The following is a 13,328-nucleotide window of genomic DNA, read 5'->3' on the forward strand; positions in this document are numbered from 1 at the left end:
TCGGGGTCTCCGTCGAGGGGATGAGGCTGCGTTCATCATGGATGCGCGGATGACGAAGGCGCGGGGCTGTCGGCGGCGATCAGCGCGAGTCCCGACAGCACGAGCGCGTCGTGACGCGTGTACGGCACCTGCAGCGCACCGGCGACTTCGTCCGCCGCGCCGCCACCGATCACCAGCCGCACCGGCACCTGCCATGCCGCCTGCAGATCACGCCAGCCGCGTTCGACGAGCCCCGCCTGCGCGAGCATGCAACCGGCCGACAGCGAGCGCGGTGTGTCGGTAGCAAAGGCACCCGAAGAAATCGAGTCAGCCTTGCCGAGCAATCCACGCGCCGCGTGCGCATCGAGCGTCGGCAACTGCGCCGTGTGTTCGCCGAGCGAGCGCATCATCAGCGACCAGCCCGGCGCGATCAGACCGCCCGTGAACGTGCCGTCCGCGCGTAGCGCTTCGAGCGTCGTCGCGGTGCCGAACGTCGCGATCAGCAGATGTTCGCCGGGGAACGCCGCATGCGCGCCGATCAGGCCGGCCCAGCGGTCGCTGCCGAGCGCGGACGGCGTCGTGTACGCGTTGGTCACGCCGCACTGCCGGGCGGTCGCGCGGATCGTCGTGCGCGGCAGGCCGGGCCAGCGCGCGTCGAGCAACGCGTCGATGCGCCGCGCGACGGTCTCGCCCGCGACGTTCGATACCCATGCACCGATGGGCACTGGCAGGGTCAACCAGTCGGCAGGGGGGATGGGCGGTGCGTCGTCGGCGGGATGCGCGAACGCGCCGCTGCGCGTCGGCTTACCGCCGTGCGCGTCGTAGGTAAGCGCCCATTTCACGCGACTGTTGCCCGCATCGATCAGCAGGAACGGCGTGCCGCTCATGCAGCACCCTCGGCAGCACTCGCGAGCCGCAGCGACACGTCGCCGGTGGCGATCGTCTCGCGGCCGCTTGCCGTATCGAGCAGCAACTGTCCGCTTTCGTCGACGCCGGCCGCCACGCCGCGCGCCACTTCCACACCTTGCTCGATCAGCACCACGTCGCGGCCCGCGTACGCGTGGCAACCGTTCCAGCGTTGCCGGAACGGCGCGAAGCCTTCGACTGCAAAACGCTGCAGCGCGGGTTCGAGTGCGTTCAGCTCGGCGGCGAGCGTGTCGGTGAGATTCGCCGTTGGCAGCGCACGCGACAGCGCCGTCGGCGCCGCGCCGCGCGCCTGCGCGGGCACGCTGGCCTGCAGCGCGCCGATCTTTTCAGCGAGTGCGTCCGCGCCCTTCACGTTGGTACCGATGCCGATCACGACCGCGCTCGCGTCGGCGGTGCTCCACGCGGTTTCGATCAGGATACCGGCCAGCTTGTCGCCTTCGAACAGCACGTCGTTCGGCCACTTCAACGCGATCTGACCAGGCCCGGAGCCGGTGAGCGGCAGCGAGCGCAGGCCATCGACGAGCGCGACGCCGACCGCGAGGCTCAAGCCCGCGAGCCCTTCGAGCGGGCGCGGCAGCACGCACGCGACCGAGAACAGCAGCGCATTGCCCGGCTCGGCGTACCAGGGGCGGCCGCGTCGTCCGCGGCCTGCGGTCTGCAGATACGCAACGCGCACGATCGGCCGTGCGAGCGCGCCGGGTTTGCGCGGCAGTGCCTTGACGCGGGCCATCAGGTCGGCGTTCGTCGAGCCGGTCTCTTCGACGATTTCGATCGGCCAGTCCTGCGCATGCGCGCCGAACAGCGCGACGGCGCGGGCCCGGTCGATGCGCCAGTCGTCGGCGGGCTCGGCGCCGGTGGAGGTGCGAGGGTCGTTCATGGTGGCTATTGTAGCGACAGGGGTGGCCACGAGGGTTAGCTAACTCTGATCGACACGCCGCGTTCGTTACAATGGCCGCTCACGGACAACCCACCCCCGCGCGCCTTGAACTTCGACACTCCGCCTGGCCTCGACATCACGGCGGGCAACCAGGGCAAGATCGTAAGGCTTTCCGGCCAGTGGACGGCGCTCGCACTCGCGCGCGACCGTCGGCGCGGCCACGTGGTGCCGCGCCTGCGCTCGCTCGTCGGCGCCAGGGAGCGGGTCACGCAATGGGACCTGTCGCGGGTCGAGCGGCTCGATCACGTCGGCGGCCAGGCGCTGTGGCGCGTGTGGGGCCATCAACTGCCGGCCGAACTCGTCGCGCTCAACGACACGCAGCGCGACATCTTCGAGCGCATCGCGCTGCTCGACGCCGGCCGCGAGCCGGCCGAGGCCGTACCGCACGTCGATCTGTTCACGCGCCTCGGCCTGTCCATCTTTGCGTTTTTCGAACACCTGTACGGCGGCATCGCGATGTTCGGCCGCGTGATGCTCGACCTGGTCGCGATCGCACGGAAACCGAAGATCGCGCCGTGGACCGAGATTTCGTCGAACATTTACAACGCGGGCACCAAGGCGCTGCCGATCACCGCGCTCGTCGCGTTCCTGATCGGCATCGTGCTGAGTTACCTGTCCGCGCAGCAACTGCGGCTGTTCGGCGCGAACCAGTACATCGTGAATATTCTCGGGCTATCGGTGATCCGCGAACTCGGGCCAGTGCTATCCGCGATTCTCGTGGCCGGCCGCTCGGGCTCGGCGATCACCGCGCAGATCGGCGTGATGCGCGTCACCGAGGAACTCGACGCGATGCGCGTGATGGGCATCCCCCACGGGCTGCGGCTGATCCTGCCACGGGTCGTCGCGCTCGGCGTCGCGATGCCGCTGCTCGTGATGTGGACCAACATCGTCGCGCTCGCGGGCGGCGCGCTTGCGGCGAAGATCGTGCTCGGCATCGATCTGTCGTATTTCGCGCGTGCGCTGCCAGGCGTCGTGCCGGTCGCGAACCTGTGGATCGGGCTCGGCAAGGGCGTGGCGTTCGGCATGCTAATCGCGATCGTCGGTTGCCATTTCGGCTTCCGGATCAAGGCGAATTCGCAGAGTCTCGGCGAGGGCACGACGACATCGGTGGTGACGTCGATCACCGTCGTGATTCTCGCGGACGCCGTGTTCGCGATCCTGTTCCAGAACGTGGGGCTCGGATGATCTCGCCGCTCACGACCGCCGTGCGCGGCCAGCCACTGCCCGAGATCGCCGAGCCGGTGATCGAGGTGCACAACCTGACCAAGCGCTACGGCCGCAACATCGTGCACCAGCATCTGAACCTCGAGGTGCGGCGCGGCGAGATCGTGTCGATCGTCGGCGGTTCGGGGTCCGGCAAGACGACGCTGGTGCGGCAGATTCTCGGGCTCGAACGGCCGTCGTCGGGCACGATTCGCGTGCTCGGCGAAGACTGGGCGGCGATGGACGAGGACACCGCGCACCTGATGCGCAGCCGCTCCGGCATGCTGTTCCAGCACGGCGCGCTGTTCTCGTCGCTGTCGGTGTTCGACAACGTCGCGCAGCCGCTGCGCGAGCTCGGCAAGATTCCCGAGGACCTGCTGCGCGACATCGTGATGCTCAAGCTCGAGATGGTCGGGCTGCCATGCAAGAACGCGTCGAAGATGCCGGCCGCGCTGTCGGGCGGGATGATCAAGCGGGTCGGCATCGCGCGCGCGATCGCGCTGGAACCCGAGCTGCTGTTTCTGGACGAACCCACCGCCGGGCTCGATCCGCAGGCATCCGACGAATTCGTCGAGCTGATCGGCACGCTGCATCGCGCGCTCGGTCTGACGGTGGTGATGGTGACGCACGATCTCGATACGATGGTCGCACTGTCGACTCGCGTCGCGGTGCTCGCGGATCGCAAGGTGCTCGTCGCCGCGCCGGTCGAAGAGGCGGCGAACGTCGATCATCCGTTCATCCGCGAATATTTTCTCGGCCTGCGCGGCCGCCTCGCGCTCCTGGCGTTGCCGCCCGAGCGCCGTGCGAAGCTGCCGCCGGCCGCGCTCGAACCGGCTTCGTCCGAGTTGCCGCTGTGAACCAGGGAACCTGACCATGGAAAACAAATCGCATGCCTTCTGGGCGGGTATCTTCACGGTGGGCCTGCTGGTCGCGATCGCGCTTGCGGCGTTCCTGTTCAACGTCGACCGCTCGGTGCGCGTGCCGTACGACCTGATCGCGCGCACCAACGTGACGGGGCTCTACACCGACGCCGCGGTGCGCTATCGCGGGCTCGACGTCGGCAAGGTGCAGACGATCCATTTCGACCGTTCGCACCCGGGGCAGATCGTGATCCGGATCCTGGTCGACAGCCACGCGCCGATCACGCACTCCACGTTCGGCAGTCTCGGCTTCCAGGGCGTGACGGGGATCGCGTTCATCCAGCTCGACGATAACGGCCACGATCCGGAGCCGCTGCCCTCGTCGCTGAAGAACGTCGCGCAGTTGCCGATGCATCCCGGTCTGCTCGACCAGTTGCAGGAGCGCGGCGACGATCTGCTGCGGAAGCTCGAGAAAGTCGCGAGCGACGTCGATGCGCTGCTCTCCGAGGACATGCGACGGCAACTGCTCGCGACCGCGACGAGCCTGCAGCACGCGGCCGACGGCGTGACGACGCTGTCACAGCAGATGGGTCCGACGGTCGGCAAGCTGCCCGCGACGCTGAACCAGCTGGACAGCACGCTCGCGTCGACCAACCAGTTGATCACGAGCCTGAACCGTCCCGACGGTCCGTTCGAGATGAACCTGAACAAGGTCGGCACGGCGGCGCAGCAGGCGGGCGACGCGCTCGGCGCGATGGATTCGACGCTGCAGGAGCTGTCCTCGCGCGTGAGCTACGACACGCTGCCGCGCGTCAACGCGCTGTCGGAGGACGTGCGTTCGGCGGCGCGCTCGGTGGACCGTGCCGCCGACACGTTCAGCAACAACCCCCGCAGCGTGCTGTTCGGCGCGCCGCGCGCAGCTCCTGGCCCCGGCGAGCCGGGCTTCGCCTGGCCCGGGGCCGCGGCGAAATGATTTCATAGGACCTTTGCGATGCCACGCATCTTCTCCCGTTTTCTTCCGTCCGGCGCGCTGCTTGCCGCCGTGCTGACCGCGGCGGTACTCGCGGGCTGCGCGGGCACGCCCGCCGCGATCGCCGATTTCCGCTACGACCTCGGCCCCGCATCGCCGCCGACATCGGTCGGTACCCTGCCTGCCGTCAAGGTGCTCGACATCGGCGCACCCGAGACGCTCGATTCCGACCACCTCGTCTACCGGCTCGGTTACGCCGACCAGCAGCGGCTCGCGTCGTATGCGAACAGTCACTGGACGATGGCGCCCGCGCAACTGCTCACGCAGCGGCTGCGCAACGCGCTGTCGTCGCGCGGCACCGTGCTTACGGGCGCGGACGGCGTGCGGGCACCGGTGCTGAAGGTCGACCTCGAAGAGTTCGAGCAGGTGTTCGACGGGCAGTCCGAGAGCCACGGCGCGGTCACCGCGCGCGCGACGCTGATCCAGAGCGGCAAGGTGGTCGGCCAGCATACGTTCGTCGCGCGCGCGCCTGCGAGTTCGCCGGACGCCGCCGGCGGCGCGGCCGCGCTGGCCGCCGCGAGCAACGACCTGATCGCGCAGATCGTCGCGTGGCTCGGCGTGCAGCCGCTAGTCGCGTCGAAATGAGCGTGGCGCGATGAGCGTGGAAACCGCGCCCTCGTCGTGAGCGCCGCGCGATGAAGCGCGCGCCTCAGTGGCCACGGAGCCCCCGATGAGCGACAAGCCCTGGCAGCGCCGGCCATCCGCGCTCGCGCGGCAGGCGCTGTGGCTGTACGCGGCGCTGATCGTCTACGGGTCGTGGTATCCGTTCACGGGCTGGCGTTCACTCGGCCTCGGTCCGTTCGACTACCTGAACGATCCGCTGCCGCAATACCTGACCGCATTCGACGTCGTGACGAACGTGCTCGGCTACATGCCGTTCGGCGCGCTGTGCGTGCTCGCGGTGTATCCGCGGCGGCGCGGCGCATCGGCGATTGCGCTCGCGTTCGTGCTCGGCACGCTGCTGTCGTCGGTGATGGAGGCCGTGCAGACCTATCTGCCGACACGCGTCGCATCCAATCTCGATCTCGCGGCGAATGCGCTTGGCGCATTGCTCGGCGCCGCGCTGATGTCGCCCGCGACCGGCGCGCTGCTCGACCGCGGCGCGCTGCGCCGGATGCGTTTCCTGTGGCTCGAGCGCGATGCCGCCGCGCTCGTCGGGCTCACCGGGCTGTGGCCGTTCGCGACGATGTTCCCCGCGCCGCTGCTGTTCGGCCTGGGCGGCTGGCCGCGTGCACTGTGGCTGAGTTTCGATTCGACGATGCAGGACGCGCTGCTCGCATGGACGCCCGCAGCGTGGCATGTTGCGTCGTGGCCCGCGATGCTCGGCGCGGCGCTGCCCGACGACGTGTGGGAAGCGATCGTCACCGGGCTGAACCTGTTCGCCGCGTGTGCGCTCGCGTCGCTGCCGATCCGACCGCGCGCGCCGCGCATCCGGCTGCTGCTCTTGCTGGTCGTGCTGACGCTGTTCGTGAAGGCCGGCGCGACGTTCCTGCAATCGCAGTCCGGTCTCGCATTCGACTGGGCGACACCCGGTGCGCTAGCAGGTCTCGCTGCCGGCACGGCGGCTGCGCTGTGCTCGCTCGTGCTGCCGGCCGCGTGGCGCGCGACGTTCGCGGCGGCCGCGCTCGCGGTGTCGCTGATCTGCGTGAACCTGCTGCCGGTGAATCCGTACTTCGACGTCCTGCTTGCCGACTGGCGCCAGGGCCGCTATCTGCACTTCAACGGGCTCGCGCGCTGGCTCGCGTGGACGTGGCCGTACGCGATGCTCGTGTGGCTCGCGTTCTCCGCGGAGCGCGCGTGGCTCACGCGACGGCGCGGCGCGGGCTGAACCCGGTGGTGCCATGCCGCTGCGGCAGGCCGGCGCGCTCGTTATAATCGACCGGACATCGAACGGTACTGACGGCAGACGATCGCAAGCCTTCCGCAAGCGCGTGCAAGCCTATGCAAGAAGGCGAGCCGCACTGCGACACGTTGCCGCGCCGCCCCCCACACTGACTCCAGCGTTCGCGCTCGCCCATCATGGATTCGTTCTTCAAATATCACGTGTTCTTCTGCCTGAACCAGCGCGATCCCGGCGCCGATCGACCAAGCTGCGCGAACTGCAACGCACAGGCGATGCAGGAGTACGCGAAAAAGCGCGTGAAGCAGCTCGGTCTCGCGGGGCCGGGCCAGGTGCGGATCAACAAGTCCGGTTGCCTCGACCGTTGCGAGGAGGGGCCGACGATCGTCGTGTATCCGGAAGGCACGTGGTACACGTACGTCGACGAAAGCGACATCGATGAGATCGTCGACTCGCATCTCGTGAACGGCAAGATCGTCGAACGGCTGCTGATCGACCGTTGATCGACCACTAGAGACCGCATGAACGTTCACACACAGAAATTCCTGATCGACGGGCCGGTCGGCAAGATCGAAGTCGCGCTCGATCTGCCCGACGCGGTCCGCGACGCAGGCGCCGCGCCGCGCGGCCTCGCGCTCGTCGCACATCCGCATCCGCTGTTCGGCGGCACGATGGACAACAAGGTCGCACAGACGCTCGCGCGCACGCTGGTGCAGCTCGGCTACGTCACGTACCGGTCGAATTTTCGCGGCGTCGGAGAGACGCAGGGCGAACACGACAACGGCCACGGCGAACGCGACGACCTGCTCGCGCTGCTCGAACACATGCGCGCGCAGCCGGGCCACGACGCGTTGCCGCTCGTGCTCGCGGGCTTTTCGTTCGGCACGTTCGTGCTGTCGCACGTCGCGCAGCAACTGCGCGATGCGGGCAAGACAATCGAAAGAATGGTGCTGGTCGGGACGGCCGCGAGCCGCTGGGACGTCGTGCCGGTGCCGGAAAATACGCTTGTGATTCACGGCGAGATCGACGACACGGTGCCCCTTCAATCGGTGTTCGACTGGGCACGTCCGCAGGAACTGCCGGTGGTCGTGATCCCCGGCGCCGAACACTTTCTGCATCGCAAGCTGCACATCCTGAAGCGCATCATCGTCGAAGCGTGGCGATGACCCGGCGCTGAGTCGTACCGATATTCGCACCGACCCATGCGGCACATGCAGCGACTTTTACGCGACATGTAGCCGCTTTTCTCACGGTCGGCGAAAAACGGCCTTCACGCGACGCGTATAATGAGCGCTCTTTTTTGGGGCGCAGTGCGGCCCGTCTGGTTGTTTGCGTCGTACTACGTCACGTTACGTCGTACGCAATACACCGGGCGCGCGGCACCGCGCGAACCGATCGCGTGGCCGCAAGTCCAATGAGCGCCGTACCGCTTTTCGCGGCGAAGCGCTCGCCGGCCGGCTCTTCCCATTCATGCGCCGCGTGTACGTCCGTGTGCACGACACACTTTTCTGCCCGACTCGATCCTATGCGTTTTTCCACTGCTGGTTTTCTGTCATTCCCTTCCTCTTTCGTAAGCCGTGTCGTGACGCTCGGCGTGCTGGTGCCGGCCATGCTCGTCGCGAATCCCGCGTTCGCTGCAAAGACAGCCTCGGCTAAGGCCGCCGAGGCAAAAGCAGCCGCGGTTCCCGCTGCGCCCGTCGCCACCCTGACCCCTGGCGGCCAGCTGCCGCCGCCGGTGGTGAACGCGCGTTCGTGGGTGCTCGTCGATGCGACCAGTAACCAGATCCTCGCGTCGGGTAACCCCGACGAACGCGTCGAGCCCGCGTCGCTCACGAAGCTGATGACGGCGTACCTCGTGTTCGAAGCGCTGCAGACGAAGAAGATCACGATGGACCAGACCGTGATGCCGAGCGAAGCGGTGCGCCGCGTAGGCAACGACGAGTCACGGATGTTCATCGAGGCGAACAAGCCGGTGACCGTGCATGACCTCGTCTACGGGATGATCGTGCAGTCGGGTAACGACGCAGCGATCGCACTCGCGGAACTGGTCGGCGGCAGCGAATCGCAGTTCGTCGCGATGATGAACACGGAAGCGCAGCGCCTCGGCATGAAGGGTACGCATTTTGCGGATGTGAACGGCATGCCCGATGCGCAGCACTACACGACGGCGGGCGATCTCGCACGGCTGTCCACACGTCTGATCCGCGATTTCCCCGACTACTACAGCATCTTTTCGGTGAAGGAATTCACCTATAACAAGATCAAGCAGCCGAACCGCAACCGTCTGCTGTGGCTCGATCCGACCGTCGACGGCCTGAAGACCGGCCACACGCAGGCCGCCGGCTACTGCCTGATCGCGACTGCGAAGCGCCCGTTGCCGGGCACACCGGATGCATCGCGCCGTCTCGTCACCGTGATGATGGGCGAGGTGAAGGAACACGACCGCGTGCAGGACAGCCTGAAGATGCTCAACTACGGCTACAGCGCGTACGACACGGTGCGCCTGTACAAGGCCGGCCAGACGATCGAAACGCCGCGTGTCTATAAGGGCGCGGAAGATACGGTGAAGGTCGGCGTGAAGAGCGATCAATACATCACGCTGCCGAAGGGCGCGAGCGACAAGGCGAAGCCGCAGGTCACACTGAATACGCCGCTCGTCGCGCCGCTCGCGGACGGTCAAACGGTGGGCAGCGTGCAGCTCGTCGCGGACGGCAAGACGCTCGCGCAGTTCCCGGTCGTCGCGCTGCGGGCGGTGCCGCAGGCGGGCGTCGTGGGTCGCGTGTGGGATTCGCTGATGCTGATGTTCAACAAGAAGAAGTAACGCCGTCAGGCCTGCGATCGCCGCGCGTCGTTTCGCGCGGCGTCATCGATTCAGGGAGCGAGGGATGAACCCCGAGAACGAATCACTCATTGAATATCCGTGCGACTTTCCGATCAAGGTGATGGGCAAGTCGCATCCCGAATTCGCCGACACGATCGCGACGGTACTCCGCGGGTTCGACGGCGGCTTCGACGCGGCTCGCATCGAAACGCGGCCGTCGAGCGGCGGTAACTACACCGGCCTCACGGTGACGGTGCGCGCGCTGAACCGCGAGCATCTGGACGATATCTATCGCGCGCTCACTGGGCACCCGATGGTGAAGATCGTGCTTTGAACGCAGTCTGCGTTTAGCGTCCCGCCTGCAATGACGCTTTCGCGACGCGGGTCGCGGTGATGGTCGGCCCTTCCGCGCAGGCCCGTTCGAACAGTTGCCGGAATCGCCCCACCTCGTCGAACACCCACTGGCGAAACGCCTGCACGCGCGCCGTGTGCAGCGTCTGCTGCGGGCACAGAAAGTAGTATTGCCATGGGCTCGGCCCGTCGATGTCGAACAGCCGCACCAGCCGGCCTGCCGCGATCTCGGGCATTGCGAGCGAACGCCGTGTGAGCGCGACGCCCTGGCAGTCGATTGCGGCCTGCAGCAGATTCGACGAATCCGTATACAGCACGCCACGCTTCGGCTCCGGCCACGCGTTCAATCCGGCCGCATCGAACCACAGACGCCACAGCTCGTCGTCTGAGCGCAGCAGCGGCACGTTCGCGAGATCCGCGGGCGTTTTCGGCAGCTTGCCGCCGTTGAAGTCCGGCGAACACGCGGGAAAGAAAATCTCCTCCAGCAGCAGCTCCGCATGCAGGCCCGGATATTTGCCGTAGCCGAAGCGGATCGCGATATCGATGTCGTCACGTGCGAAATCGGCGAGTGCGTTGGTGGATAGCAGTTCGAGGTCCCACTGCGGATTCGCCTCGATGAAGCTGCCGATGCGCGGCGTGACCCAGCGCGCCGCGAACGACGTCAGCATCGATACGACGAGGCGCCGCTCGCGGTCGCCGGCGCGGATGGCCTGGGTGGCTTCGGCGAGCGTTTCGAGTGCGGCGCGGACCTGGGTCGCGTAGCGGCGGCCCGTATCGGTGAGCCGTACGCGCTTGCCGTCGCGCGCGAACAGCGCGACGCCGAGTTCGGCCTCGAGCGCGCGGATCTGATGGCTGACCGCGCCGTGGGTGACGAAGAGCTCGTCGGCGGCGCGCGAAAAACTCTCGTGGCGGGCGGCTGCCTCGAACGCCTTGATCGCGTTCAGTGCGGGGAGTTGTCGCAGATCCATCGCAATTTAGCTCACATAGCGGTGAAAATTCATCGTTTTGCGTAAACCCTTGCTGCGCCTACGATTGTAAGCGTCAAACAGGTATTTGCGGAGGCTGTCATGCGGGAAATTTCCTCTAGTATCACGTTCGAAATCCGGCCTGGCGAAACGGTGCCGATGAAGGTTGCGCGCAGCACCCGGCTCGCCGTGTCGTGCAATCCGATCTGGGTCACGCGCAGCGACGATACGGAAGACTACTGGCTCGAACCGGGTCACACGCTGCATCTGCGGCGCGGCGAGCGGCTGTGGCTGAGCGCCGAGGGCGGGCCGACTGCGCGAGTCGCGTTCGCGGTGCCTGCGCGGGCGGACCAGAAGTTCTTCAACTGGCTCGGACGCATCGGCGAGCGCTTCGGTCTGCATTTCCGGGACGGCTGGCGCGCGGTCTGATCGTGGTGAGGTACAGGGTGGCCGATGGTGGTCACATCGGCCAGTGGCCGGCGAGGTGCGACGGTTTTCGGTAAACTGCCGGAACTATGTGCGCTTCGCCGGCTTTTCCATCTCCTTCGCCGTCCTCTCCGATACCCGCCGAGGTCATGCCCGCAACGGTCCGTTCGCCGGGTGTCGAGCTGCGCTGGCGCGGCGTCGAGTCGTATGAAACCAGCTTTGCGGCGATGCGCGCGTTCACCGATGCCCGCACCGCCGATACCCCCGACGAAATCTGGCTCGTCGAACATCTCCCCGTTTTCACGCTCGGCCAGGCCGGCGATCCGGCCCACCTGCTCGCGGCTGACAGCGACATTCCGCTCGTGAAAGTAGACCGTGGTGGTCAGATCACGTACCACGGGCCGGGGCAGGTGGTCGCCTATCTGCTGCTAGATCTGCGGCGCCGCAAACTGATGGTGCGCGAACTCGTCAAGCGGATCGAGCAGGCCGTGATCGATACCCTCGCAGCGTATAATCTCGCCGGAGAACGCAAGGCAGGCGCGCCCGGCATCTACATCGCGCCCGGCCCGCAGGCAGGCTTGCACGGCGGGGCGAAGATCGGCGCGCTTGGGTTGAAAATCCGCAACGGCTGCAGCTATCACGGCGTCAGCCTGAACGTGGACATGGACCTGCAACCGTTTCTGGCCATCAATCCGTGTGGTTACGCCGGCCTCGAAACGATCGACATGGCGACGCTTGGCGTCGCCGCCGGCTGGAACGACGTAGCCGGTACCCTGGCTGCCCGCCTCACCGCAAACATCGACGGCGATTCCGCGGCCGTCGCCCAACCGCAGGCCGGCGTCGTTGCTGCCTGACTGGATCGAACGAATGACTGACGTTACCGCGAACCTCGCTGCCACCACCGACGCCGCACCGGCACCCGCTCCCGCCGCGTACGACGCGACCGCGAAACAGAAGGCGCAGGCCAAGACCGCGCGCATCCCGATCAAGATCATCCCGATCGAAAAACTGAAGAAGCCCGAGTGGATCCGCGTGAAGGCGGCGACCGGCAGTTCGCGTTTTTCGGAGATCAAGCAGATCCTGCGCGAGCACAACCTGCACACCGTGTGCGAGGAAGCGAGCTGCCCGAACATCGGCGAATGCTTCGGCAAGGGCACCGCGACGTTCATGATCATGGGCGACAAGTGCACGCGCCGCTGTCCGTTCTGCGACGTCGGCCACGGCCGTCCCGATCCGCTCGATACCGACGAGCCGCTCAATCTCGCCCGCACGATCGCCGCGCTGAAGCTGAAGTACGTGGTGATCACGAGCGTCGATCGCGACGATCTGCGCGACGGCGGCGCGGGCCACTTCGTCGAGTGCATCCGCCAGGTGCGCGAGCTGTCGCCGGAAACGCGTATCGAGATTCTCACACCCGATTTCCGCGGCCGTCTGGACCGTGCGCTGTCGATCCTGAACGCCGCACCGCCCGACGTGATGAACCACAACCTCGAAACGGTGCCGCGTCTGTACAAGGAAGCGCGTCCGGGTTCGGACTACGCGCACTCGCTGAAGCTGCTGAAGGACTTCAAGGCGCTGCATCCGGACGTCGCGACGAAATCCGGCCTGATGGTCGGTCTCGGCGAAACCGAAGAGGAAATTCTTCAGGTGATGCGCGATCTGCGCGCGCACGACGTCGACATGCTGACGATCGGTCAGTACCTGCAGCCGTCGGAGCACCATCTGCCGGTGCGCGCCTACGTGCATCCGGATACGTTCAAGATGTACGAGGAAGAAGCGTACAAGATGGGCTTCACGCACGCGGCCGTTGGCGCGATGGTGCGCTCGAGCTATCACGCGGACCTGCAGGCGCATGGCGCGGGTGTCGTGTAACGCGCAGTTCTCGCCTGTAGCACGCAGCACGATGCAGCAGCACAAAGCCCGCGTTATCGCGGGCTTTGTCGTTTCTGCGGCAGGTTCCTGCAGCGCATGCACGCGGTGCCCGTCCGC

General features: G+C 66.8%; 15 protein-coding genes. 12 read left to right on the forward strand and 3 right to left on the reverse strand.

All coding sequences use genetic code 11. The features are described 5' to 3' along the window. Nucleotides 1-35: 35 nt before the first annotated feature. Both ACREXZ_RS16925 and ACREXZ_RS16930 read right to left on the reverse strand, forming a co-directional pair. Nucleotides 36-866, reverse strand: coding sequence for a type III pantothenate kinase (locus tag ACREXZ_RS16925; RefSeq protein ID WP_431765255.1), 831 nt, complete (start codon nucleotides 864-866; stop codon nucleotides 36-38). Further along, a complete protein-coding gene (locus ACREXZ_RS16930) occupies nucleotides 863-1,783 on the reverse strand; it encodes a biotin--[acetyl-CoA-carboxylase] ligase (RefSeq protein WP_431765256.1) in 921 nt (306 codons plus the stop codon). The genes ACREXZ_RS16925 and ACREXZ_RS16930 overlap by 4 nt, the downstream gene beginning before the upstream one ends. A gap of 105 nt (nucleotides 1,784-1,888) precedes the next feature. Here ACREXZ_RS16930 and ACREXZ_RS16935 point away from each other — a divergent pair, with 105 nt between their 5' ends. The 9 genes from ACREXZ_RS16935 (at nucleotide 1,889) to ACREXZ_RS16975 (ending at nucleotide 9,931) form a co-directional block, all read left to right on the forward strand. Then, nucleotides 1,889-3,028: an MlaE family ABC transporter permease gene (locus ACREXZ_RS16935; protein WP_431765257.1), complete on the forward strand. Its 1,140-nt coding sequence runs from the start codon at nucleotides 1,889-1,891 to the stop codon at nucleotides 3,026-3,028. Then, nucleotides 3,025-3,903, forward strand: coding sequence for an ABC transporter ATP-binding protein (locus ACREXZ_RS16940; protein ID WP_431765258.1), 879 nt, complete (start codon nucleotides 3,025-3,027; stop codon nucleotides 3,901-3,903). Before ACREXZ_RS16935 ends, ACREXZ_RS16940 begins: the two co-directional genes overlap by 4 nt. Before the next feature lie 16 nt (nucleotides 3,904-3,919). Further along, the gene (locus tag ACREXZ_RS16945; protein ID WP_431765259.1) at nucleotides 3,920-4,879 is read left to right on the forward strand and encodes an MlaD family protein; all 960 of its coding nucleotides are present in this window, start codon (nucleotides 3,920-3,922) and stop codon (nucleotides 4,877-4,879) included. Nucleotides 4,880-4,897: 18 nt separating this feature from the next. After that, the gene (locus tag ACREXZ_RS16950) at nucleotides 4,898-5,521 is read left to right on the forward strand and encodes an ABC-type transport auxiliary lipoprotein family protein (protein ID WP_431765260.1); all 624 of its coding nucleotides are present in this window, start codon (nucleotides 4,898-4,900) and stop codon (nucleotides 5,519-5,521) included. An 85-nt stretch (nucleotides 5,522-5,606) separates the two neighbouring features. After that, the gene (locus ACREXZ_RS16955) at nucleotides 5,607-6,764 is read left to right on the forward strand and encodes a VanZ family protein (protein WP_431765261.1); all 1,158 of its coding nucleotides are present in this window, start codon (nucleotides 5,607-5,609) and stop codon (nucleotides 6,762-6,764) included. Nucleotides 6,765-6,955: 191 nt separating this feature from the next. Continuing rightward, nucleotides 6,956-7,279, forward strand: a complete 324-nt coding sequence (locus ACREXZ_RS16960; protein ID WP_431765262.1) for a (2Fe-2S) ferredoxin domain-containing protein — start codon at nucleotides 6,956-6,958, stop codon at nucleotides 7,277-7,279. A gap of 18 nt (nucleotides 7,280-7,297) precedes the next feature. Further along, complete coding sequence (locus ACREXZ_RS16965) at nucleotides 7,298-7,942, forward strand: alpha/beta hydrolase (protein ID WP_431765263.1); 645 nt, start codon at nucleotides 7,298-7,300, stop codon at nucleotides 7,940-7,942. Nucleotides 7,943-8,301: 359 nt separating this feature from the next. After that, entirely contained in the window at nucleotides 8,302-9,597 is a 1,296-nt protein-coding gene (locus ACREXZ_RS16970; RefSeq protein ID WP_431765264.1) for a D-alanyl-D-alanine carboxypeptidase family protein, read from the forward strand. A gap of 64 nt (nucleotides 9,598-9,661) precedes the next feature. Further along, nucleotides 9,662-9,931 carry a DUF493 family protein gene (locus ACREXZ_RS16975; protein ID WP_431765265.1) on the forward strand — a complete coding sequence of 90 codons (270 nt, stop codon included), beginning with the start codon at nucleotides 9,662-9,664 and terminating at the stop codon, nucleotides 9,929-9,931. 13 nt (nucleotides 9,932-9,944) lie between these two features. On the opposite strand, the gene ACREXZ_RS16980 is transcribed toward ACREXZ_RS16975, so the two are convergent. After that, entirely contained in the window at nucleotides 9,945-10,916 is a 972-nt protein-coding gene (locus ACREXZ_RS16980) for a transcriptional regulator GcvA (RefSeq protein ID WP_431765266.1), read from the reverse strand. Nucleotides 10,917-11,015: 99 nt separating this feature from the next. Between ACREXZ_RS16980 and ACREXZ_RS16985 the strand changes: the two genes are divergently transcribed. The 3 genes from ACREXZ_RS16985 to lipA all read left to right on the forward strand — a co-directional run bounded on the left by ACREXZ_RS16985 (nucleotide 11,016) and on the right by lipA (nucleotide 13,211). Continuing rightward, nucleotides 11,016-11,342, forward strand: a complete 327-nt coding sequence (locus tag ACREXZ_RS16985; RefSeq protein ID WP_431765267.1) for a DUF2917 domain-containing protein — start codon at nucleotides 11,016-11,018, stop codon at nucleotides 11,340-11,342. Nucleotides 11,343-11,428: 86 nt separating this feature from the next. After that, nucleotides 11,429-12,193 (forward strand): lipoyl(octanoyl) transferase LipB, encoded by a 765-nt coding sequence (gene lipB, locus ACREXZ_RS16990; protein WP_431765268.1) that lies wholly within the window; start codon nucleotides 11,429-11,431, stop codon nucleotides 12,191-12,193. A 13-nt stretch (nucleotides 12,194-12,206) separates the two neighbouring features. Beyond that, the gene (gene lipA, locus ACREXZ_RS16995) at nucleotides 12,207-13,211 is read left to right on the forward strand and encodes a lipoyl synthase (protein WP_431765269.1); all 1,005 of its coding nucleotides are present in this window, start codon (nucleotides 12,207-12,209) and stop codon (nucleotides 13,209-13,211) included. Nucleotides 13,212-13,328: the final 117 nt, after the last annotated feature.

The organism is Paraburkholderia sp., from assembly GCF_050742655.1.
Taxonomy (GTDB): Bacteria; Pseudomonadota; Gammaproteobacteria; order Burkholderiales; family Burkholderiaceae; genus Paraburkholderia.